The organism is Burkholderia sp. Ac-20345, from assembly GCF_017104825.1.
GTDB classification, from domain to species: domain Bacteria; phylum Pseudomonadota; class Gammaproteobacteria; order Burkholderiales; family Burkholderiaceae; genus Burkholderia; species Burkholderia lata_B.
Window position 1 is genome coordinate 46,227 of record NZ_JAAGPO010000036.1, and the last position, 22,716, is coordinate 68,942.

General features: G+C 65.2%; 21 protein-coding genes. 14 read left to right on the top strand and 7 right to left on the bottom strand.

Annotated elements, in window-relative coordinates; all coding sequences use genetic code 11:
* Positions 1-157: 157 nt before the first annotated feature.
* Together G3O06_RS15635 and G3O06_RS15640 are read right to left on the bottom strand one after the other, a co-directional pair.
* Positions 158-1,075 carry a LysR family transcriptional regulator gene (locus G3O06_RS15635; RefSeq protein ID WP_205816652.1) on the bottom strand — a complete coding sequence of 306 codons (918 nt, stop codon included), beginning with the start codon at positions 1,073-1,075 and terminating at the stop codon, positions 158-160.
* A 166-nt stretch (positions 1,076-1,241) separates the two neighbouring features.
* Complete coding sequence (locus G3O06_RS15640) at positions 1,242-2,495, bottom strand: CoA transferase (RefSeq protein ID WP_241020048.1); 1,254 nt, start codon at positions 2,493-2,495, stop codon at positions 1,242-1,244.
* A 487-nt stretch (positions 2,496-2,982) separates the two neighbouring features.
* Here G3O06_RS15640 and G3O06_RS15645 point away from each other — a divergent pair, with 487 nt between their 5' ends.
* From G3O06_RS15645 to G3O06_RS15655, 3 genes are all read left to right on the top strand, one after another.
* A complete protein-coding gene (locus G3O06_RS15645) occupies positions 2,983-3,783 on the top strand; it encodes an SDR family oxidoreductase (protein WP_205816654.1) in 801 nt (266 codons plus the stop codon).
* A 114-nt stretch (positions 3,784-3,897) separates the two neighbouring features.
* Positions 3,898-4,953 (top strand): zinc-binding dehydrogenase, encoded by a 1,056-nt coding sequence (locus G3O06_RS15650; RefSeq protein WP_205816655.1) that lies wholly within the window; start codon positions 3,898-3,900, stop codon positions 4,951-4,953.
* A 65-nt stretch (positions 4,954-5,018) separates the two neighbouring features.
* Entirely contained in the window at positions 5,019-6,479 is a 1,461-nt protein-coding gene (locus G3O06_RS15655; protein WP_205816656.1) for an aldehyde dehydrogenase, read from the top strand.
* A gap of 274 nt (positions 6,480-6,753) precedes the next feature.
* Here the strand turns inward: G3O06_RS15655 and G3O06_RS15660 are convergent, their stop codons facing one another.
* Together G3O06_RS15660 and G3O06_RS15665 are read right to left on the bottom strand one after the other, a co-directional pair.
* The gene (locus G3O06_RS15660) at positions 6,754-8,046 is read right to left on the bottom strand and encodes an acetyl-CoA hydrolase/transferase family protein (protein ID WP_205816657.1); all 1,293 of its coding nucleotides are present in this window, start codon (positions 8,044-8,046) and stop codon (positions 6,754-6,756) included.
* Positions 8,043-8,888: an enoyl-CoA hydratase/isomerase family protein gene (locus tag G3O06_RS15665; protein ID WP_174949441.1), complete on the bottom strand. Its 846-nt coding sequence runs from the start codon at positions 8,886-8,888 to the stop codon at positions 8,043-8,045. The genes G3O06_RS15660 and G3O06_RS15665 overlap by 4 nt, the downstream gene beginning before the upstream one ends.
* 399 nt (positions 8,889-9,287) lie before the next feature.
* On the opposite strand from G3O06_RS15665, the gene G3O06_RS15670 reads away from it, so the two are divergent.
* Positions 9,288-9,659 carry a hypothetical protein gene (locus tag G3O06_RS15670; protein WP_241020049.1) on the top strand — a complete coding sequence of 124 codons (372 nt, stop codon included), beginning with the start codon at positions 9,288-9,290 and terminating at the stop codon, positions 9,657-9,659.
* Positions 9,660-10,102: 443 nt separating this feature from the next.
* Positions 10,103-11,284: a porin gene (locus tag G3O06_RS15675; RefSeq protein ID WP_205816658.1), complete on the top strand. Its 1,182-nt coding sequence runs from the start codon at positions 10,103-10,105 to the stop codon at positions 11,282-11,284.
* A 172-nt stretch (positions 11,285-11,456) separates the two neighbouring features.
* Here G3O06_RS15675 and G3O06_RS15680 read toward each other — a convergent pair whose 3' ends face one another.
* Positions 11,457-12,101, bottom strand: a complete 645-nt coding sequence (locus G3O06_RS15680) for a carbonic anhydrase (RefSeq protein WP_174967008.1) — start codon at positions 12,099-12,101, stop codon at positions 11,457-11,459.
* A gap of 363 nt (positions 12,102-12,464) precedes the next feature.
* On the opposite strand from G3O06_RS15680, the gene G3O06_RS15685 reads away from it, so the two are divergent.
* Positions 12,465-13,256: an MHYT domain-containing protein gene (locus tag G3O06_RS15685; protein WP_205816659.1), complete on the top strand. Its 792-nt coding sequence runs from the start codon at positions 12,465-12,467 to the stop codon at positions 13,254-13,256.
* A 161-nt stretch (positions 13,257-13,417) separates the two neighbouring features.
* Here the strand turns inward: G3O06_RS15685 and G3O06_RS15690 are convergent, their stop codons facing one another.
* A complete protein-coding gene (locus G3O06_RS15690; RefSeq protein ID WP_205816660.1) occupies positions 13,418-13,741 on the bottom strand; it encodes a hypothetical protein in 324 nt (107 codons plus the stop codon).
* Positions 13,742-13,857: 116 nt separating this feature from the next.
* The gene (locus G3O06_RS15695; protein ID WP_205816661.1) at positions 13,858-15,012 is read right to left on the bottom strand and encodes an NADH-dependent flavin oxidoreductase; all 1,155 of its coding nucleotides are present in this window, start codon (positions 15,010-15,012) and stop codon (positions 13,858-13,860) included.
* Between the two features lie 384 nt (positions 15,013-15,396).
* Here G3O06_RS15695 and G3O06_RS15700 point away from each other — a divergent pair, with 384 nt between their 5' ends.
* The 8 genes from G3O06_RS15700 to G3O06_RS15735 all read left to right on the top strand — a co-directional run.
* Complete coding sequence (locus G3O06_RS15700) at positions 15,397-16,311, top strand: alpha/beta hydrolase (protein WP_205816662.1); 915 nt, start codon at positions 15,397-15,399, stop codon at positions 16,309-16,311.
* A 365-nt stretch (positions 16,312-16,676) separates the two neighbouring features.
* Complete coding sequence (locus G3O06_RS15705) at positions 16,677-17,564, top strand: CoA ester lyase (protein WP_205816663.1); 888 nt, start codon at positions 16,677-16,679, stop codon at positions 17,562-17,564.
* Between the two features lie 32 nt (positions 17,565-17,596).
* Positions 17,597-18,058 (top strand): MaoC family dehydratase, encoded by a 462-nt coding sequence (locus G3O06_RS15710; RefSeq protein WP_174933234.1) that lies wholly within the window; start codon positions 17,597-17,599, stop codon positions 18,056-18,058.
* Positions 18,059-18,083: 25 nt separating this feature from the next.
* The gene (locus G3O06_RS15715) at positions 18,084-19,250 is read left to right on the top strand and encodes an acyl-CoA dehydrogenase family protein (RefSeq protein WP_205816664.1); all 1,167 of its coding nucleotides are present in this window, start codon (positions 18,084-18,086) and stop codon (positions 19,248-19,250) included.
* A gap of 105 nt (positions 19,251-19,355) precedes the next feature.
* Positions 19,356-20,594, top strand: coding sequence for a CaiB/BaiF CoA-transferase family protein (locus G3O06_RS15720; RefSeq protein ID WP_205816665.1), 1,239 nt, complete (start codon positions 19,356-19,358; stop codon positions 20,592-20,594).
* Positions 20,595-20,596: 2 nt separating this feature from the next.
* Complete coding sequence (locus tag G3O06_RS15725) at positions 20,597-21,763, top strand: CaiB/BaiF CoA-transferase family protein (protein WP_205816666.1); 1,167 nt, start codon at positions 20,597-20,599, stop codon at positions 21,761-21,763.
* 12 nt (positions 21,764-21,775) lie between these two features.
* The gene (locus G3O06_RS15730) at positions 21,776-22,462 is read left to right on the top strand and encodes a nitroreductase family protein (protein WP_205816667.1); all 687 of its coding nucleotides are present in this window, start codon (positions 21,776-21,778) and stop codon (positions 22,460-22,462) included.
* A gap of 2 nt (positions 22,463-22,464) precedes the next feature.
* On the top strand, positions 22,465-22,716 hold a 252-nt coding region (locus G3O06_RS15735), incomplete at its 3' end, for an AMP-binding protein (RefSeq protein WP_205816668.1).

Sequence of the window (22,716 nt, forward strand, 5' to 3'; positions counted from 1 at the left end):
GAGACGGTCGTATCGAGGGTAAGCGCCGCTATCGGCGAAGTGATGGAAATGGCGAATCGAAGCGACGTGACGTCACGTCGCACATGACCGACGCAGTCGGTCGCCCGGAGCGAATGCCGGAGCCAAGGTGTTGCTGAAGGCGTTGCTGAAGGTGTCGCTAGTGGTCGGTCAACTGCGCGACAAACGCCCTCGTTGCCGCGGTCAACGCGTCGCCGCGCCGCGTACCGACGCACAGCCGGCGCAATGCCCACGGTTCGTCGAGCGACACCAGCGTTACCTTGTTGACGTCCTCGACCGGCAGCATGCTTTCGGGGTGGATCATCACACCCAGGCCGGCCTTGACCAGGCTGCGCGCCGCCTCGATCGAGCTGACCCGGTACTTGACACGCAGCTCGCGCCCGAGGGCGGATGCCGCATCGTGCAATTGCGTCATCAGCAAGGTCGTCGGCGCGAGGCCGATGATGTTCTCGTCGACGAGATCCTGAGTCGTGACGCTCGTGCGCGCGCCGAGGCGGTGCCCGTGCGGCAAGACCGCAACCAGGCGGTCGGTCCGGAACTCGATGATGTCGAGCGTGTCGCGGTCGACATCGGCGGTGGCATAGAACATCGCGACGTCGGCCTTGCCGGTCACGACCGCGCCGATCACGGCGGCATTGGTGTCCTCTTGCAGCTCGATCTCGACGAGCGGAAAGTCCCGCGTGAATTCGGCGATCTCCCGCGCGAGGAAATGGACGATGATCGTGCTCGTGGAACTGATGCGGATCTGCCCGCGCACGCCCTCGGTGAATTCGGCAACCTCCCGGCGCATCACGTCGAGATTCTCGAACAGCAAACGCAAGTGGCGCGCCAGTACTTCGCCGGCGGGGCTCGGCACCATGCCGCCCGGCAACCGCTCGAACAGGTCGATGCCGGCAATCTCCTCGAGATCCTGAATGCGCCGCGTCGCGGCCGACGGCGTGATGTTTTCCCGCACCGCCGCGCGACGCATCTGCTGCTCCTCCACGACCGTGAGAAACAGCCTCAACGTGAACAGGTCGACGCGTCTCGTCAGATTGTGGAGACTGAGCCCCGCCATTTCTCCTCTCCTGTCTTCGTGCCCGGCCGGATCGCAAGCATGCGCGATAGAGACTAAGCCGGGGGTCAGCGTGCGTCAATCGGGAATCGAAGACGGGTCGACCGTGGTAGTCGCTGCGATGCCACCCGCTTTGCGCAACGCGATCGCACACCGCGGACCGGCAGGTTCAGATCACGTTCATGTCCCGCAATGTCGTGATCTCGCGTTCATCCAGCCCCAGCCATTCGTGCAGCACGTCCGCGTTGTGCTCGCCGAGAACCGGCGGCGTCTTCGCGTCCGGTTCAGGCACATCCGACATCTTGACCGGATTGCCCGCGACCTGAATGGGGCCCCAGGCCGGATCGTCGAGCGTCATGAGCATCTTCCGGGCGGCAACGTGCGGGCATTCGAACAGGTCCGGTACGTCATTCACGTTCGAACACGGCACGCCGCCTGCGCGCAGCGCCGCCAGCGCCGCTTCGCGCGACCGGTCGCCGAGCCATGCATCGATCTCGACGTTCAGCGCGTCCACATGCTGCTTGCGCAATATGCCGTCGGCGAATCGCGGATCGTCGGTCAGGCCGGGCCGGCCGATCACTTCCGCGAACCGCTTCCAGATGTGTTCGCCCAGCACCGCGATCACGATATAGCCGTCTTTCGCGCGATACGTGCCGAACGGCGCGGTGACGGCATGCACGCCGGGCGGCGACGTGCGTTTCGTCGCCGAGTACATCGCGACCGAGATTTCGTTGAGGATCAACGAGGCATCGACCATCGAAATATCGATCTTCTTGCCCTTGCCGGTCGTGTGCCGGTGCAGCAGCGCCAGCACGATGCCGTAGAGCGCCAGGATCCCGCATTCGATGTCGGCCAGCGAGAAGCCGAGATAGGTCGGACGATCGTCGCCGCGCTCGGGGCGGTACATCAGCCCGCTCATCGCCTGCCCCACGATATCGAACGCGGGGAAGTCGCCGTACGGGCTCGGCAGGATGTCATCGTGGCCGAAACCGGAAATGGCGCCGTAAATCAGGCGTGGATTGATCCGGCTCAACTCCTCGTAGCCGAGCCCCAGCCGGTCCATCACGTTCGGCCGCAGATTCTCGAGCACCACGTCGGCATGCGCGGCAAGCTCGGTGAAGATGCGCCGCCCCTCCGGGTGCTTGAGATCGAGCGTGACGCTCTTCTTGTTCCGATTCGTCCGCAGAAAGGCGAGCCCGCTCGGCCGGCCGTCGGCGCCCGGTCGGACCGGGTCCGTACTCCGGGCATAATCGCCGCCTTCGCGCGCTTCGATCTTGACGACTTCCGCACCGGCATCCGCGAGCCACATCGACGCAAACGGCGCCGCGATGAAATTCTCGACCGTCAGCACGCGAATACCGGCCAGCGGTCGTCCCGCGCCGATCGTCGTTCCGGCGCGCGACTCATGAAACACCTCCTCCATCTCCTCTCCTTTTCCATCGTCTCCTGACACTGCGGTTCGCATGCGACGTTGGGCAGGCTTCGTGGCGATTCCGTCACGGGCAGCACCGGCGCCCTGCACACGCGGGCCCCGGTTACGCATTCACCGGAGCAACACCGACACGGCCCATGCTAGGGGTGCGGCTTGCGCCGTTCAATTGCCGATTCATGAACGCGGGATTGCGGTCTTGCGAACGTCGACATCGGCCTGCACACAGCCGGCACGCCGGGCCGCGCGACCATCACGCACCGATTCGAAAAACGTCAACCGGGCATTCGAGAAACGGCACTCGAATTGACGCCTTCGCGTCCCTACTATTAGCCGGACAGCGAGGCGACGGCGCGTCCGTCATGCGCGATTCCCCAGCCCGGTCCACGCAATCAGCGCAATCAGCATGATCGGCACTGTCCCGCGTCACGCCAGGAACGCAAGTCCGAACGATTTTTTCAACGAACTGAAGGCATTTTCGATGAGCAGTCTTGAAGGGAAAGTAGCCATCGTCACCGGCGGCACCGGCGGGATCGGCAAAGGCATTGCACTGCAGCTCGCCGCGCGCGGCGCCACGGTCGTCGTCAGCGGGCGCAACGCCGCCAAGGCCGAATCGGTCATCGCCGAACTGCGGCAAGCCGGCGGCCAGGCGGACTTCCTGCCGGGTGACGTGCGGAACAAGGCCGACATGGACGCGCTGGCCGCGGAAACCGCGCGCCGCCACGGCGGCATCGACATCGTCGTCGCCAATGCCGGCGGCAACGACGACGAGGCGCGCTCGCCCGACGTGCGCGGCCCGTTCGCCAACATCGATCTCGCGCGTGTCGCGGCGGTGGTGGCGGAAAATACGGCCGCCAAACTCTTCCCCGTCCAGGCCGCGTTGCCCTACATGCGCCCTCGGGGCGGCGGCAGCGTGATCTTCGTGACGTCGGAAGGCGGCCGAGTGCCGACGCCCGGCCAGACAGCCGTATCGACGTTTGCCGGCGGCCTGATTCGCGCAAGCAAGGTGATCGCGAAGGAACTGGCGCGAGACAGGATCCGGGTCAACTGTGTGTGCGTAACGGTGGTGCGCGACAGCCCGTCGTGGGAAGCCGTGTTCGGTGCCGACAGCCAGGTATCGACGCACCATCGCAAACAGTACGAGAAGATCGTCGCCGGCTGCCCGCTCGGGGTGGCGGCCCCGCCCGACATCGGCCAGGTCGTCGCGTTCCTCGCATCGGACGAGTCGGCCTACCTGACCGGCGCCACGCTCAGTCCGACCGGCGGATTGACCATTCATTGACCACGCCGCGCGTGGTGCCCCGGCTCACCGCAACAGGATCGGCATCTCGTCGCCTTGCGCGCACGAGCTGAAACGCACACGCCGGCTCAAGAACACGCAGTCGGAGGAGATTTCATGCGCGGCATGGTCTTTCAAGGGGAGTGCAAGGTCGATGTGCTCGATTTCGACGATCCCGTTCCGGGATACGGCGAAGCCGTGATCGAGATGAAGGCATCGGGCATGTGCGGGACCGACCTTCACTATTACCGCCACGGCATGGCGGAATCGCTGAGCATGCTCGGCATGCGCGACCGGATGGAATCCGCACAGGTGATCGGCGGCCACGAGCCGTGCGGCGTCGTGGCCGCGCTGGGCCCCGGGGTCGATCCGAAATCATTCCGGGTCGGCGATCGCGTCATGGTGTTTCACTACGCGGGTTGCAGTTGCTGCGACTCGTGCCGCACCGGCTGGACCCAGCTCTGCGATCACGGTGCGCGCATCTATGGCGTGTTGAGCCACGGCGGGCATGCGAACTACATGAAGGTGCCGATCTCGTCGCTGGTCCATCTGCCGCAGGAAGTGTCGTTCAAGGGCGGTGCGGCCATCGCATGCGGAACAGGCACCGCGTACGGCGCGCTGCTGCGCCTCGATATCAGCGCGCGCGACAGATTGGCCGTCTACGGTCTCGGCCCCGTCGGCCTGTCGACGGCCCAGCTCGCGGCCGCGATGGGTGTCGAGGTGATCGGTGTCGACATCAACCCGCACCGCGTCGAGCGCGCAAAGGCGTTCGGCGTGGCGCACGGCATCGACGCCAGCCAGTGCGACCCGGTCGACGCGATCCACCGGTTGACCGGCGGCCAGGGCGTGTCCTGCGCGGTCGAATGTGCGGGCGGCGAACTGCCGCGTGCGCAAGCGATTCGCAGCACGAAGGTTTGGGGCCGTGTGGTGCTCGTCGCCGTCGGCGGCAACGTGACCATCGACGCGATGAAAGACCTGATCGGCAAGCAGCGCACGCTGATCGGCTCCTTCACCTTCTCCGAGCCCGGCATGAAGGAGTGTGCCCACTTCATCGCCGATCACGGCGTCGAGGTCGACAAGCTGTTCACCGACGAATGGCGTCTCGAGCAAGCCGGTGACGCCTACGCTCACTTCAATCAGCAAACGAGCGGCAAGGGCGTCATCGTATTTTGACGGCACGCATCACGATGCCGTCCGGAATCTGGAAAGCGCCGTCAATGACGGCCATGGAGAATGAAATGACCAAGAGAACGATCGAACTCAAGCATCCTCGAGAGTTCTACATCGGCGGGCAGTGGGTCGCCCCGTCCACCCCGGAAACGTTCGACGTGCTCGATTGCGCGACGGAAGAAGTCGTGGCGACGGTGGCGAAAGCCGCGTCGGCCGACATGCAGCGCGCGATCGGCGCGGCGCGCGACGCCTTCGACAACGGCCCGTGGCCGCGCATGACGCCGCAGGAACGCGCGGGCTATCTGGAGAAGTTCGCGCAGCGCCTGGAAGCGCTGAATGACGAATTCGCCCGCATCTGGGCGATCGAGACCGGGATCGTCTACAAGGTCGCGCAACCCCGGATCGGCCTATTCATCAGCGGCGCATTTCGCCAGTATGCGGCGATGGCCGCGACGTTCCCGTTCGTCGAGGAACATCGATCGGTAACGGGCAATCTCGGCTATCGCGTCTACGAGCCGGTCGGTGTGGTCGGCGAGATCATCCCGTGGAACGGCCCCGCCGGCCTGATGGCGTACAAGACCGCACCGGCGCTGCTCGCAGGCTGCACGCTGGTCATCAAGTCGTCGCCCGAAGCGCCCTGCTCGGCCTACCTGTTCGCCGAGATCTGCGAGGAAATCGGTTTGCCGCCCGGCGTCGTCAATGTCGTGACGGCCGATCGCGACGTGTCCGAGGAACTGGTTCGCCATCCCGGCGTCGACAAGATCACGTTCACGGGATCGACGGGCGCCGGCCGCCGGATTGCATCGATCGCCGGCGACCGGATCGCCCGCGTCACGCTCGAACTGGGCGGCAAGTCGCCCGCGGTCATCCTCGACGACTACGACGTCGAAACCGCGGCGAACGTGCTGGGCCCGTCCTATTTCGGCTACAACACCGGGCAGATCTGCCATAGCCTGACGCGCGTGATCGTGCCGCGGGCCAAACACGATGCGATGGTCGAAGCGTTGTCGGCCATCGCGAAGCAGATCGTGGTCGGCGATCCGTTCGCACCGGAGACGACCTCCGGCCCGCTCGCGAGTGCACGGCAGCGCGAGACGGTCGAACGATTCGTCGCGACGGGCATCGCGGAAGGCGCGACGCTGGCCACCGGCGGCAAGCGGCCGGAGCAACTGTCGCGCGGGTTCTTCTTCGAGCCGACCGTATTCGGCAACGTCGACAACCGCTCGACGATCGCGCAGGACGAGATCTTCGGGCCGGTGCTGAGCGTCATTCCCGCCGACGACGAGGCCAGCGCGATACGGATGGCGAACGATACGCCGTTCGGCCTGAATGCGGCGGTCTTCACGAACGACCCCGCTCGCGCGTTGCACGTGGCGCGGCAGATCCGCTCGGGCACGGTCGGCCACAATGGCCCGCGCACCGATTTCTCGATCGGGTTCGGCGGCTTCAAGCAGTCCGGCATCGGCCGCGAAGGCGGTGTCGAGGGGCTGACCGCGTTCATGGAATCGAAGACGATCGTCATGGCCTGACGGTCGCGGGGCCTGGCGCTTCGCGTCGGGTCGAGTCGAAGAAGCGCCGGCGTCGTGCCGGCGCTTCACTTTGCCCCCCGGCCATCGACGTCGACTCATGCCCCTTCGGCGGAACCGGAGAGTAGATGCTGGCGCGCCTCAACGGCGTGCTTGTCGGGCATGGCGTGCATTGGCATGCAAGCGTGCGGCGAGTTGCTACAGGGATTTCCGCATATCAGCGTCGGCATTCGCAGTCCGCTTCCGCACGATTGCGTAGCGGACGTGCGCGGCCTTCTCACGCGCCTGCATGAAACTCCCGTTCCAACTGCTCGCGATGATCCGGATGCGCAACCGCGATCATCCTCGGAATGCGCTGCGCAAGCGACAGGCCGCGCAGATCGGCGATCCCGTACTCGGTGACGATCACGCACGCATCGCTTCGCGGTATCGTGACGGGCCCCGACACGCGCGGGACGATACGGCTGTGCCGGCCGGCAGTCGACGGCAACGCGACGACAGGCACACCGCCCCGGCTGGCCTGCGCCGCACGCAGAAAATCCCCCACACCGCCGACCGCACCGACATAGGCGCCGCCGATCGCCTCGGCGTTGATCTGCCCGGTCAGGTCGACCTCCACCGCCGAATTGATCGCGACGAAGCGGTCGATCCGGCGCAGCACGTACGGGTTGTGCGTGTACTCGGTGCCGCGCAGCTCGAGCGCGGGGTTGCGGTGCGCAAAGCGCCGCACGCGTTCGGAGCCGATGATCACGCCGCCGACGGTGATCCCCGCATCGATCGTCTTGCGTGCATTCGTCACGACGCCGGCTTCGCACAACGCCGCGATGCCGTCCCCGATGCTGCCGGTATGCACGCCGAGATCGCGCTTGTCGTGCAGTGCCGCCATCACCGCGTCCGGAATCGAACCGATGCCCGTCTGCAACGTCGCGCCATCCTCGACGAGCGACGCGACGTGCCGCCCGATCGCCAGCTCGACCGGCCCCGGCGCAGTAGCGGCGGCCTCGGGAAACGACGCATCCGATTCAACCAGCAGGTCGATGTCGGCCGCGCCGAGCGTCGGACTGCCGTAGGTCCACGGCACGTCGGGATGCACTTCGGCGACGATCACCCGCGCATGCTTCACTGCTTCGACCAGGTATTCACGCGCCAGCCCGAGGCTGTAGCGGCCCTGTTCGTCCGGCGGCGACACCTGCAGCATCACGACGTCGATCCGCAGCCGGCCGTCACGAATCAGCTCCGGCAGTTGCGAATAGTGCGCCGGAAGAATGTCGAGTACCCCGGCACGGGCGAGCGCACGATTCGATCCGCTGCCGCAGTAGGCGAGGAAGTCGAACGCATCGGCATGCTCGGGCGCAAGCACGTCAGAGAGACCGATCCCGAGGAAAATGCGGATCCGCTTCAGGCGCTCGCGCTGCGCGACGAGTGCGCGCATCAGCGTCACCGGCTCGGCGTGCGACTGGCCCCACATCACGGTATCGCCGGGACGAATGAACGCGGCAAGATCGATGCTGCCGCCAGCCGCGCCGGCAGCGCGCGCGCGGCCCGGAAGCTCCTGTGCGATGTCGTTCATGCAGATCGAGCCGGCGATACCGGCGTATCCACGGGAAACTCGGGTGCGCGCTTCTCGCGGAACGATTTCACGCCTTCGCGCACCTCGGCCCCGCCGAAGCCGAACATCTCCAGTGCGAGCGACGCGTCGAACGTCGGCCCGGCCTGGCGCAGCCAGTTGTTGAGCGCATACTTGGTCCAGCGCGTCGCCGACGGCGCGCCGTTCGCGAGCCGCACGGCGATCGACAGTGCGGTTTCCTGCACGTCGGCGTCGTCCACCGCGACCGACACGAGGCCGATCTGCTCGGCCTTCTCGCCGTTCACAGGCTCGCACAGCATCAGGTGATACTTCGCCTTCGCCATCCCGCACAACAGCGGCCAGATGATCGCCGCATGGTCGCCGGCGGCGACGCCGAGCCGCGTGTGGCCGTCGACCAGGCGCGCGGTCCGGCCGGCCACCGAAATGTCCGCGAGCAGCGCCGCCACCAGGCCGGCGCCGACGGCCGAGCCGTGGATCGCCGACACGATCGGCTTCGAGCAATTGATGATGTTGTAGACGAGATCCTTCGATTCGCGCCACACGCGTACTCGCGCGTCGAACGAATCGATCATTTCCTCGACCATGTCGAAGTCGCCGCCGGCGGAAAACGCCTTGCCCGCGCCGCACAGGATCACGGCGGAGACGCTCGGATCCTCGTCGACTTCCCGCCATACGCGCGCCAGTTCGTCATGGCCGCGCGCATCGAGCGCATTGAGCCGCTCCGGCCGGTTGAGCGTGATGCGCAAGACGCCTTTCGCGGGGCGGTCGAACGCGAGGCTTGAATACGACGCGTAGTCGGACGCGTGCTGACTGCTTTCGGACATGATGCTTCCCTTTCCATGTTGGGCTCGCCGGGCGGCGTGGCGATCGTTCCGGACGCATCGGCCGGCCGGCGTCCGGGGACCTCCCTGAACGCAGCCGACGACATCGCGAAACCCGATCGGTGTCGATACCCATCGTGTGCGCCGCCGCCGAACGCGTCAATGCGCGCACGGGCGTTGTTCCGTACGTCGGAACGGCCGCATGCCGCGTGCTCGTCGGCCCATCGCGATCCGGCACGCGCGACGCGTTCCACTGGCTTCACGCGTTTTTCAAAGTACGGAATCGTCGGGCGCGCAGTCTTGACGTCACGACGGTCGAACCGACACTGTGGGTTCTCCCCGAGTGCCGCGGTTTTTTTCGCGTGGCTGGCGGTGAGTGGTCGAATGGAAAGGAGACGCAGAATGAAGGTATCGCTCGCGATCGAACGTGTCGCAGACGCGAACGTCACGACCGGCGCGGCCGACTGCAGGACGGACACCGTGCAGATGCGGCGCACGGAAAGCTGCGCACCGAACATGCGGGTCGCGCGCGCGGCGGCACGCGACAGCGCCAACGCGGAAGACGCGGCGCTGTGGCGATGGTTTGCCGAACTGCTGGAGGATCGGCGGATCCGCTGGTGCCACAGCGGTCGCGGCTGGCTGATCAGCGTGGATCATCGTCATGTTGCGACCGGTACGCAATTCGATCAGGCGATGCGCATCGCGAAGGCCAATGTCGAAGCCGACGACATCGCACACGCGGGCGCCGCCCGGAAGCGCAAGCGCATCCAGTAATCGGCTGCGATCTGCCGTCTGTACGGTACACGAATCAGCATTGCTTCAAGCGCGACAGGCCCATAAATAACCATGACAGGGCCGACCGCGAATGCGCCGATGCGCATGTCTCAGCCAGCCTCTGCGCTGCGCACTTCTCCGCTCGCCCTGCCCTCATGCGGCTTTACCCTTAAGGGTCTCCACGCTGATTGCCGCACCCGCGACGCCGTCGTTTTCAATGCACGGAATCTCTCGGCCCAAGCGGTTGACCGGCGACATTCGCCCCGAATCTAATCAACCAACGCTGCGATGGCATGACGTTCCGGGTTCGGTTGAATTGAGCAGGATGAGCGTTTCACCTGGTCTTCGATCCGATTCCGTTGATCTGCTGTACTGATCAAATGTCAGACGACAAATCGCGGCGTCAGAAAACATGAATCGAGAAGAAACTTTGGAGACGTTCAATGAGAAAGACGATTGCGCTTTGCGCAGCAGCCGGGTTCGTCAGTGGGACAGCGCATGCGCAAAGCACCGTGCAGCTCTACGGCATTCTTGACGAAGGGGTCAACTACGTCAGCAACGCATCGGGCCACCACCAGTACGCGATGGCGAGCGGCGTGCTGAACGGCAGCCGCTGGGGGCTGCGCATCAAGGAAGACCTCGGCGCGGGCTACGGTGTGGTCGCCGTGATGGAAAACGGATTCGACGTCAATACCGGCAAGCTCGGCCAGGGCGGGCTCGGGTTCGGACGGCAAGTCTATGTCGGCCTGTCCAGCCCTTACGGCACGATGACGCTCGGGCGCCAGTACGACTCCGTCGTCGATTCCCTCGGCCTGTTCGAGGCAGGCGATCAATGGGGCGGCTACCTGGCCGCCCACCCGTCCGACAACGACAACTTCAACAACACCAACCGCGTCAACAACGCGATCAAGTACACCAGCCCCGTCTTTCACGGCCTGACCGCGACCGCCCTCTACTCGCTGGGCGGCGTGGCGGGGCGCACCGGACGCAACCAGATCTGGTCGGCCTGTGCCAGCTACACGAACGGCCCGCTCGCGCTGGCCGCGGGCTACCTCAATGTCCGGAATCCGAATACGTCGTTCTACGGTTCCGGCGGCACCGTCGCCGCGACCGTCAATGAAGTGCCCGGCTCGAACTTCGGCGCATCGCCGGTGATTTCGGGCTATGCATCGGCGCATACGCTGCAGGTCATCGGCACGGGCGCCGCGTACACGATCGGTGCGTTCACCGTGGGCGCGACCTATTCAAACACGCAGTTTCGCGGCCTCGGCGATACGACGACGGGCCCGGTACCGGCAGGCGGCATCGCCGGCACGGCGAAATTCAACAACGCCGAGCTGAACGTGAAGTATCAGGTCACGCCGGCCTTCCTCGTCGGCGCCGCGTATGTCTACACGAAGAACAGCGGTGCCGATGGCCAGAGCGGCGCGCACTACAACCAGGCATCGTTCGGGGCCGACTACTTCCTGTCGAAGCGTACCGACGTGTACTTCGTCGGCACGTACCAGCGCGCCAGCGGGCGGGATTCGACCGGCCGTATCGCGGTCGCGTCCATCAACCAGTTGACGCCGTCGACGTCCAATCACCAGACGGCGCTGCGCATCGCCATTCGGCACCGGTTCTGATCCGCCGCGATCGCGACGATCGAGGTCCGGACGCGCCGCAACGCGCTGCGAACCCGCTGGAGCAACATGATCCGGCGGGGGCGCGGCGGCTTCGATGCGCGCTCCGCCGCCCTGTCGGGACGCGCGCCCACTTTGCGGCTTGCGTCGACCTGCCGGAACAACGTCCCGGCGCTCAGTACGACTTGACCGCCACCGTGGCCGGCGACTCGCTCAACGGGACGAACTGGCGCGTCGCCCCGTCGAGCGCGTCGATGCGCCCCATCTCGATGTCATAGACCCAACCGTGCAGATTCATTCGTCCTTGCTCGAGCGCGAGGGCGACCGACGGATGCGTGCGCAGGTTGGCGAGCTGCGCGATCACGTTCTCGCGCACCAGGCCGTCGAGCTTGGCCCGCGGGGAGTCGAACTGATGCGCGGCGTTGATGGCTTTCGCGGCATCGGAATGGCGCAACCAGTTCGCCACAGCCGGCATATGGTCCAGGCACGTACACCGTGAGATCGCGCCCATCGCGCCGCAATCCGAGTGCCCGCAAATGACGATATCCCGCACGCCGAGCACGGCGACCGCATACTCGACGGTGGCCGACACGCCACCCGGTTCCGGTCCGTACGACGGAACGATGTTGCCCGCGTTGCGAATCACGAACAGTTCGCCCGGCTCGCGCTGCGTCAGCAGTTCCGGCACCACGCGGCTGTCCGAGCACGTCACGAACAGCGCCTTGGGATTCTGGGTGGTCGCGAGCTGCTTGAACAGCTCGATACGTTGCGGATAGACCTCGCGCTGAAAGCGCAGGAAGCCGTCGATGATGTCGCGCAAGGGACTCTCCTGATACGAATACACGGCGGGCGGCAACGCGATCGTACGCTGCGTCCGCCAAGGCGGGCGCCATTATCGCAGATCGACGGCGTCGTGATCCAGTTGGCGCGGACGTCGGCCGGCCGGACTACTTCGACGCGCCCTCATGCGCGCACCGCACATCTGGCCCGGTCTTCCCGCGACCGGAAACACCGCATGATACGGGGGCGTTCGTCGTATCGACGCACCACCCTAAGCCGGCAGCGGCACCCTTGATTCGATCCCGGGTTTCGGTATATTTGCGAGACACACGAGGGGGCGGCGCTCTCGCAAAGGAATGGCGCCGTCAAGACGACCAAAAACATATAACCGAGAAAAACGATCATGTCCGGCACCTACGACCCTACGCTTGTCGTACTTTCCTGCTTGCTTTCGATCCTCGCATCGTTCACGGCACTCAATATCTCCGATCGACTGAACCTCATCGGGAATCGTTCGATCTGGCCTTGGATCGTTTTCGGCGGTTGCATCATGGGGCTCGGTATCTGGTCGATGCATTTCGTCGCCATGCTGGCATTTCACCTGCCTGTCACTGTTGGATACGATATTCCCACCACAATCGCTTCGTTGCTCATTGCGATTGCCGCTTCGGCGGTCGGCTTCATACCGCTCTCCCGCTTCGCCCTGCACTGGCCGCAACTCATTGCCAGCGCGATCGTCATGGGACTGGGCGTCGCCGGCATGCACTATCTTGGCATGCAGGCCATGAATATCTGCTCCGGTATTCGATATCAGCCCTGGTTGGTCGCGCTGTCCGTCGTCATCGCGATCCTGGCAAGTGGCGCCGCCTTATTGCTTGCCTTCGATCTGCGCCGTCCGAGCACATTCGGCAGAACGCGCCAGATCGGTTCGGCAATCGTCATGGGCGTTGCCGTGTGCGGGATGCATTATTGCGGCATGGCAGCGGCCAGTTTCGAACAAGGCAGCTACTCGACGGCCAACTTCTCCGATCTACCCGCACCGTGGCTGGCCGGTATCGTCGTGACGTTCAGTCTGGTGATTTTCGTGGTCACCACCGCGATCATGCTTCTGGATGCCAGAACCAACACCCAGGCGCGGGTACGCGCTCAGGCGACATTGAGCGCCCATCTCGATCAACGGAATCCCACTCGCTAACAGGGCATGATCGATTTCATCCGAACACGTGAAACGTGATGTTCAAGCTGCATCCGGCCCAATTCGGCGGGCGGCAGCAGTTGCGCCCGAGTCAGCGGCCGGCGCCTGCCGGGCGGAGCGTTTGTCATTGAAGGGTGAAACAGGACGATCCGAGTTGCCGGTCAATGGGCGGTATTGATTCCGCCCAGATCGAGCAAACCCACTGCGGCGAATGCACTGCGGTACTCGACGAACGCACTCTCCGCGCTTTCGATGGCAAGGAGATTGAGGATCACCGTTTCATGTTCGATGGTCGTCAATGTGATGGTCGCCAGAATCCCGGAGCCGACCTTCGCCCGGTCAAGAATACTGACGAGTCCGACGATGTTGCTGCCGCGCGGAAGGTGAACCTTGACAAGCCCGCCGAACAAATTGGGCATCAACCTGTCGACGTGCGCAATTTCTTCGGGGGACGCTGCGACACGGCCGTTCAAATTTTCAGTCATTTATTTCCTTTCGACACGAGCGCGCCAACCCGTGAACGCCATCCGACTGTCTGCATGCGAGATGGCGCCAGCCTGCCTGCCGCCGCCGAAATCGACCGGCGGCGGCAGGGTCGCGCTCAAGCGGCCGCCGGTTCGTCGCGATGTACCGGGAACCAACCCTTCATCGCATCGATGACACCCCAGAGCTTGTCGGGAATGACAAGCTGCGGCACATCAACCGGATTCAGCTGCGTACGAATCGCCGCGGCGTCCCCACGCATTGCCTGCTCGACCCACGCGGGATTCATCACGAGCCCTTTCCCGACCGCCACCACCGACAGGCCGAGCGCGAGCGCAGCTTCCGCCTGAGCGGGCGTGCGGATCTGGCCGGCGGCGATCACCGGCACGCGCTGCTGCACGGCCTCCACCACACGCTCGATCGTGCGGCGCTCGTCGGTCGAGTCGAGCGGCTTCGCGTCGAGCAGGTCGGTTAGCGACACATGGATGTAATCGATGCCCGCGACGATCAGCCGGTCGATCAGCGTCAGCGCATCGTCGACGCGCAGCCCGCCCGCATCGGGCTCTTCCGGCGAGATCCGGTAGCCGAGCAGGAACGGACGATCCGCATGCTGCGCAATCACGCGCCGGAGTTCGGCGACCAGCGCGAGCGGAAAGCGCATCCGGTTCTCGAGCGAGCCGCCCCATGCATCGGTGCGCCGGTTGAACAGCGGCGAGAAGAAATTCTGGATCAGGAAGCCGTGTGCGCCGTGCAGCTCGATGCCGTCGAAGCCCGCTTCGATCGCGCGGCGCGTAGTTTCGCCGAACGCGCGAATCATCTCGCCGACCTCGTCGTGCGTCAGCGCGCGGCTTTCGAGCTCGCCGTTGTTGAACGGCCCCGGCGGCGCCTTCATCGCGCTCGCGCTGACGAGCACGCCGTCCGGCACGAGCGCCGGCACCGCCTTGTTCCCGGCATGGAAGATCTGCAGGATCGCCGGCGCCCCGCCGCTTTTCGCGGCCTGCGCCAGTGCGCGCAGGCTCGGCATGTAGCGATCGTCATGCGCGGCAAATTCGTCGGTAAAGCCGATGCCGTTTTCCGTCACGTGCGTGCATCCGGTCAACGCTGCGCCGACGCCATTCACGCGGAGACGGTAGTACGCGAGTTCCTGGTCGGACACCGTGCCGTCCGGATTGGACGACCACGTGGTCATCGGCGCCATCAGCACGCGGTTGCGCAGCGTGATGCCGTTCGGGAACGTGAACGGCTGAAACAGGGAAGCAAATTGCTGGGTCATGGGGATTCCTCGGGGGCCATCGCAACGGAACGCATCGCGTTCGCGGGACGGCACGGACATGAAAGGCGCGGCTCGGGGCCGCCATTGCATCGCGGTCGCTTCCGGCGGGCGGCGGGATGCCGCCACGCACCGGTTCCTTCGCGAACCCTCCTATCGTAGGGCCCGATTTGCATTACTCAAGCGTACAAAACTGACAACAGTTGTATGCCGGCTTTAACAATCAACGCGTCATGCCGCGCTGCCCGCGCGCTCGCACGTCGCATCGATCTGTAAAGCATGGCTTAACACTGAAGTTGCCTTTAGACGATATATCCGGATCAATTTCCTGCCTATGATGGTTTCATACCGCTTCACTTGGGCCACCTACCACCAGAGTCATCGATCATGCAGAAAGTCAGCTTCAAGAACCTGAACGGCCAGGGCGTCACGATTGCCGCAGTCATCCACTTCCCGGAAGGTTTCGATCAAGGCAAGCGTTACCCGGCCGTGGTCGTCGCTCACCCGGGCGGCGGCGTGAAGGAGCAAACGGCCGGCCTGTACGCGAAGAAGCTGGCCGAGCACGGCCTCGTCGCGATCGCGTTCGACGCGTCGTACCAGGGCGAAAGCACCGGTGAGCCGCGCCAGCTCGAAAATCCGTATATCCGTACCGAAGACGTCAGCGCCGTGGTCGACTACCTGACCACGCTGCCGTATGTCGATGTCGAACGGATCGGCGCGATGGGTATCTGCGCGGGCGGCGGCTATGCGGCCAACGCGGCCATCAACGACCGGCGCATCAAGGCGCTCGGCACGGTCAGCGCGGTGAACATCGGCTCGATGTTCCGCAACGGCTGGGAAAACACCGTGAAGGATACCGAAGCGATTCCGTACGTGGCGGCCGGTTCGCAGGCACGCACCAGCGACGCATCCGGCGCGCAACTCGCGACGCTGCCGCTCGCGCCGATGCGCAAGGAAGACGCGCCGAACAAGGAACTGGAAGAAGCATGGGAGTACTACCATACGCCGCGCTGCGAGCATCCGAACGCGCCCGGCTTCATGACCGCCCGCAGCCTCAACCAGATCATCACGTACGACGCATACAACAAGGCCGAAGCGTTCCTCACGCAGCCGCTGCAGATCGTGGCCGGCAGCGTCGCGGGCAGCAAATGGATGAGCGACGACCTGCTCGCCCGCGCGTCCAGCGCCGACAAGCACCTCCATGTGGTCGAAGGCGCGAACCACATGTCGCTGTACGACGTGCCGCAGTACGTCGACGAAGCGGTTTCCGTGCTTGCGCCGTTCTTCAACGGCAAGCTGTAACCCACGCCTGCGCACGGCGCGGTACGCACCGTGCGACGTAAACGACGGCCGGCTCGCCTTTCCCGGGATGAGTCGGCCGTCTGCGTTTGCACCGTCATGCCGGCGAATCGGCGTCGCGACCGAATCTAGTTCGACATGCGTTCGCGGCAGCAACGTGCTTGACCACCTTCAATCCGCACGTTGCGGACAGCGCACGCAGCACGCGTCCTGCCCCCGTCTCACGCCACGCCCTGTCTTCCGCTCGCACAGCCCCCCCGTATAAACCCCAATGACGGTCTCGCGATTTGAGCGCCAAACTAACTACCAGTTGTTAGGTTGATGCCTAACGATGAATCAGGCGACCCCATCAACAGGCCGAAACCATCATGACGACGCAGATGAAACCGATCCGTTCCTTCCTCTTCGTTCCAGGCAACAAGCCGACCTGGATCGAAAAGTCCATTCAATCGAAAGCCGATGCGCTGATCCTCGATCTCGAGGACAGCGTGCCGCCCGCACAGAAAGTCGAGGCGCGCGAAATCGTCCGCTCGAAGCTCGCGTGGTTGGCCGAGCAGAAGCAGCGCATCTGGGTGCGCATCAACCGCAGCGCGCACCTGTACGACTTCGACGACATCCTCGCGATCGTGAACCCGGTGGTCGAAGGCATCGTGATTTCGAAGCCCTGCGGCCCGGAAGACATCCACACGGTGTCGTCGATGCTGGCCGAAGCCGAGTACCGAGCGGGCGTCCCGGTCGGTCACACGAAGGTGATTCCGCTGCTGGAAACCGCGCGTTCGCTGGAGCTCGCGTACGAGATCGCGCAGCACGAGCGCGTGCCGGCGATCGTCGGCGCCACCGCGAAGAACGCCGACGTGGCCCGCGCACTGAAGACCGTGTGGTCGCTCGAAGGCCGCGAAACCCAGTACCTGAAATCGCGCATCGTGATGGCCGCGCGCGCCGCCGGCAAGCTGCCGATCGGCGGCGTCTGGCAGCAGGTGCATGACCTCGACGGGCTCAAGGTCTCGTCCGCGAACGACCGCCAGCTCGGCATGAGCGGCGAACTCGTGCTGCACCCGTCGAACGTCGAGATCGTCAACCGCACCTACAGCCCGACCGAAGAGGAAGTGGCGTTCTACCAGGGCATGATCGACGCGCTGGACCACGCCCAGGCCGAAGGGCGCGCATCGTGCATCTACGACGGCGAGCACATCGACATCGCCCACGCGAAGACGGCCCGCGAAATCATCGAACTCGCGCAGTCGTTCAACCGCTGACCGCTTACCCGAACACCCCAGGAGACAGACAAATGGCAGGCCTTTACTTCGAAGAATTCAAGCCCGGCATGGTGATCGAGCATGCGATCCGCCGCACCGTGACCGAAACCGACAACGTGCTGTTCTCGGCGATGACCTACAACTGCGCGCCGTTGCACATCGATGCCGAATACAGCAAGAACACGATGTATGGCCAGCGTCTCGTGAACAGCATGTTCCTGCTCGCGCTGGTGGCCGGCATCACCGTGTACGAAACCACGCTCGGCACGACGCTGGGCAATCTCGGCTTCGGCGAAATCGCGTTCCCCAAGCCCACTTTTCACGGCGACACGATTCGCGTGGAAACCGAAATCGTCGACACGCGGCTGTCGAAGAGCCGCAACGATTCGGGCATCGTCACATTCAAGCATGTGGCGAAGAACCAACGCGACGAGATCGTGTGCACGGCCGTGCGCACGGGCCTGATGATGTTGCGCCCGGCCGGCAACGCGTGACGGCCCCGCCGCAGGAGAATCGATCATGAACTACCAGCTCACAGCCGACCAGCAGGCGATCGTCGACGCCGCGCAAAAGATCTGTGCGGATTTTCCGCTCGAATACTGGCGCAAGAAAGACAAGAACCACGAGTTCCCGCATGAGTTCTTCGACGCGGTTGCGAGCGGCGGCTGGCTCGGCATCTGCATGCCGGAAGACGTCGGCGGCGCGAATCTCGGCGTGACGGAGGCCGCGCTCTTCATGCGCACGGTCGCCGAATGCGGCGGCCAGGCCGCGGCGTCCACCATCCACATGAACATTTTCGGGTTGCAGCCGGTCGTGCACTTCGGCTCGGACGCGCAGAAGAAAGCATGGCTGCCGCCGTTCACCCGCGGCGAGCACAAGGCGTGCTTCGCGGTGACCGAGCCGGACACCGGCCTCGACACCACGAAGCTGAAGGTCGTCGCGAAGAAGCAGCCTGACGGCAATTACCTGATCTCGGGCAAGAAGGTCTTCATCTCGACCGCACAAGTGGCCGACCACATGCTGATCCTCGCGCGCACCACGCCGATCGAGCAGGTGAAAAAACACAGTGAAGGGCTGAGCCTGTTCTACACGAAGCTCGACCGCAGGTATGTCGACATCCGCGAGATCGACAAGCTCGGTCGCGCCGCAGTCGATACGAACGAACTCTTCATCGACGACCTGCCGGTGTCGAAGGATGAGCTGATCGGCGAGGAAGGCAAGGGCCTGAGCTACATCTTCCACGGGATGAACGCCGAACGTGTACTGGTGGCGGTCGAGCAGGTCGGCATCGGCCGCGCGGTGCTCAACCTCGCGACGCAGTACGCGAAGGAACGCGTGGTGTTCGGCCGCCCGATCGGCCAGAACCAGGGCGTCCAGCATCCGCTGGCCCGCAACTGGGCCGAGCTGGAAGCGGCGAACCATATGATCTTTGCGGCCGCCGACCTGTACGACCGCGGGCAGTCGTGCGGCTCCGAGGCGAACGCCGCGAAGCTGCTCGCGTCCGAGGCGTGCATGAACGCATGCCAGACCGCGATCCTCACGCACGGCGGCTTCGGCTACGCGAAGGAGTATCACGTCGAACGGTTCATGCGGGAAGCGTGGATCGGCTACATTGCCCCTGTCACCCCGCAACTCATTCTGTCGAATATCGCTGAACGCAAGCTCGGATTGCCGAAGTCCTACTAAGCACGGCTTTCCGCCGACGGTTCCCGCACCGGGCATCGCCGGACCGCGGCCGGTGCCGGCCATGCAGGCCACGCACCGGCCGCACACAAGATTCAGGAGACAAGCATGTCAGCTGCAAGACCTCTGGACGGCATTCGCGTCCTCGATTTGACCGTGGCGTTGGCCGGCCCGTACGGATCGCTGTTGCTGGGCGGGATGGGCGCCGAAGTCATTCGTGTCGAGTCCCCCGGCGGCGGCGATATTGCGCGCAACAATCCCCCTTACGTCGGCAAGGACGGCGTCCACTTCGGCGTGAAGGGCGACGACGAAGTGTCGCTGACCATCCTCAACCGCGCACGCAACAAGAAGAGCATCACGCTCGACCTGAAATCCGAACAGGGCCGCGCGCTGTTCATGGAGCTGGTCAAGGAATCCGACGTCGTCATCGAAAACGCGAGCGAAGGCGTCACGGCACGCCTGGGCGTGGACTACGAGAGCGTACGCCAGGTCAATCCGAAGATCGTCTATGCGTCGATCAAGGCATTCGGCGAACCGAGCCCGTACAAGAACCTGAAAGGCATGGACATCATCGTCCAGGCGCTGTCGGGCATCATGGACGTGACCGGCTTCGCCGACGGCCCGCCGACGCGCTCGGGCCTGCCGATCGCCGACCTGATCGCGCCGCTGTATGCGGTCAACGGCATCCTCGCGGCATTGATTCACCGCGGCCGGACGGGCATCGGCCAGTGCGTGCAGGTATCGATGCTCGATTGCCTCGCATCGCTCGTGGCCGAGGAGCATTTCGACGTGTTCCTCGAGCACGGCTACGCGAAGCGCTCGGGCAATTTCCAGGATCGCCTGGTGCCGTTCGGCGTGTACGGCACGCGCGACGGCTACGTGGCGATGGTGGCCTTCCAGCCCGACTGGTTCCAGAACCTGATGGAAGCCGTGGGCCGGCCCGAGATCGCCACCGATCCGCGTTATGCAACGCGCGGCCCGCGCATGAAGCATGCGCCCGAGATCAACGCGATCATCGAGGAATGGACACGCGGGCGCAGCACGGAAGAAGTGATCGCCGAGCTGCAGGTCAAGCGCGGCGTGCCGGCCGCCCCGGTGCGCTCGCCGCTCGACGTGCTCAAGGATCCGGTGCTGCAGGCACGCGGCGCCGTGGTGCGGCTCGAGCACCCGGGCCTTGCCGGCGTCGATGCGATGGGCATGGGCCTGCCGATCAAGCTGTCGGGGACGCCCGTGCAGTTCGACCAGCCCGCGCAGGCACTCGGTGCCGCCAACGACGAGATCTACCAGGGGCTGCTCAAGCTGCCGGAGGATCGCCTGCAACAACTGCGCGACGCGGGAGTGATCTGATCATGTCCGCCGCCCCCTCCCGTTGCGGCCCGCTTGCGGGCATCAAGATCGTCGAGATCGCGGGCATCGGCCCCGGGCCGCTGGCCGCGATGTTCCTCGCCGACCTCGGCGCGACCGTCATCCGTGTCGATCGCAAGGAGCCGTCCGGCCTCGGCGCGCCGCGCCCGGTGCAGTTCGATCTCGGGCTGCGCAACCGCAAGTCGATTCGCGTCGACCTGAAGGATCCGGCCGCCGTCGAGATGGTGCTCGACCTGATCGCCGAAGCCGACGCGCTGATCGAAGGGTTTCGCCCCGGCGTGATGGAGCGCCTCGGCCTCGGGCCCGAGCCCTGTCTCGCGCGCAACCCGCGCCTCGTCTACGGCCGAGTGACGGGCTGGGGGCAGGACGGCCCGCTGTCGCAGGTGGCCGGGCACGACCTGAACTACATCTCGATCACCGGCGCGCTGCATGCGATGGGCCGCGCCGGACAGGCGCCGACGCCGCCGCTCAACGTGCTCGGCGACTACGCGGGCGGCTCGCTGTACCTCGCGTTCGGGCTGCTCGCGGGCATTCTCGAAGCGCGTGGCTCCGGTAAGGGCCAGGTGGTGGACGCCGCGATGGTGGACGGCGTCGCGTCGATCATGACGGTGACGATGGGCCTGCATGCGGCCGGCATGCTCGACAAGGCACGCGGCACCAACCTGCTCGACACCGGCGCGCCGTTCTACGAGGTCTACGCCTGCGCCGACGGCAAGTACGTGAGCGTCGGCCCCATCGAAGGCAAGTTTTATCGGCTGCTGCTCGAACAGCTCGACCTCCAGGACCACCCGCTGCTGCAGGCGCAAATGGATCGCGCGCAGTGGCCGCAGGCGAAGCAAGTTTTCGCCGAGAAATTCAGGGAGCGCACGCGCGACGAATGGGCGCAACGGCTCGGCCACCTCGACGTGTGCGTGGCGCCCGTGCTCGACTTCGACGAAGCGCCGAGCCATCCGCATATCCATGCCCGCGGCACGTTCGTCGACCTGGACGGCGTGACGCACCCGGCGCCCGGCCCGCGCTTTTCGCGCACGCCGGCCGCACGGCCCGAAGCGCCCGCGGCACCGACGACCGACAACGCGATCGCCGCGCTGCAGGGCTGGCTGCCCGACTCGCGGATCGAAGCCTGTCGTGCGCGAGGCACCTTCATCTGAGACCTGACTGACATGACAACCCCTACCCCCGAGCTCGCGGCGCTGGACCGCCTGACGAGCGGCCGCTCCACCTGTCGCGCATACCGGCACGAAGCGCTGGGCCTCGACCTGATCCGCAGCATCGTCGAAATGGCGGGCCGCTCGGCATCGTGGTGCAACGTGCAACCGTGGCAACTCGTGATCACCGAAACCACGGAGAGCACCGAACGCTTTCGCGAAGCATTGATGCAGCGGGTCAAGGATCATCCGGAGAACGAATCGGATCTGCCGTTCCCGTCTAGCTACCAGGGCATCTACGGCGAGCGCCGGCGCGGTGCCGGCATCGCGCTCTATTCGTCGCTCGGAATCGGCCCGAAGGACAGCGAGCGCAGCGCCGAGCAGGCGTTCCGCAACTTCCGCATGTTCGACGCGCCGCACGTGGCGATCGTCACGGTGCCGGCGGAGCTGGGCCCGTATGCACTCGTCGACGCGGGCGGCTTCGTGTCGTCGTTCCTGCTCGCGGCCTATGCGCACGGCGTCGCCACCACGCCGCAGGGCGCGCTGGCCCGCCATGCGCATTTCGTCCGCGACTATTTCGGCATTCCCGATACGCAGCACATGATCTGCGCGATCTCGTTCGGTTACGCGCAAGACGAGCACCCGGTCAACCGGTTCCGCACCACGCGCGCCGGCGTGGACGATCTCGCACGTTTCGCGTGAGCATGGCACGCTGTGAACGATCGCGAACGACGCAAGGAGAATCGAGCGTGGCCGAACGCATTCACGAATTGCTGGATCGCTGGCTGACCGACGCCCCCGAGCGGCCGTTCATCCATCTCGCCGACCGCACGCTGAGCTATGCGGACGTCGGCGCGCTGGCCGATGCGCTCGCGCGCGAGCTGCGCGCCGACGGCGTGCGCGCAGGCGACCGCGTGCTGGTGGTGGCCGAGAACTGCCCCGAGCACGCGGCGCTG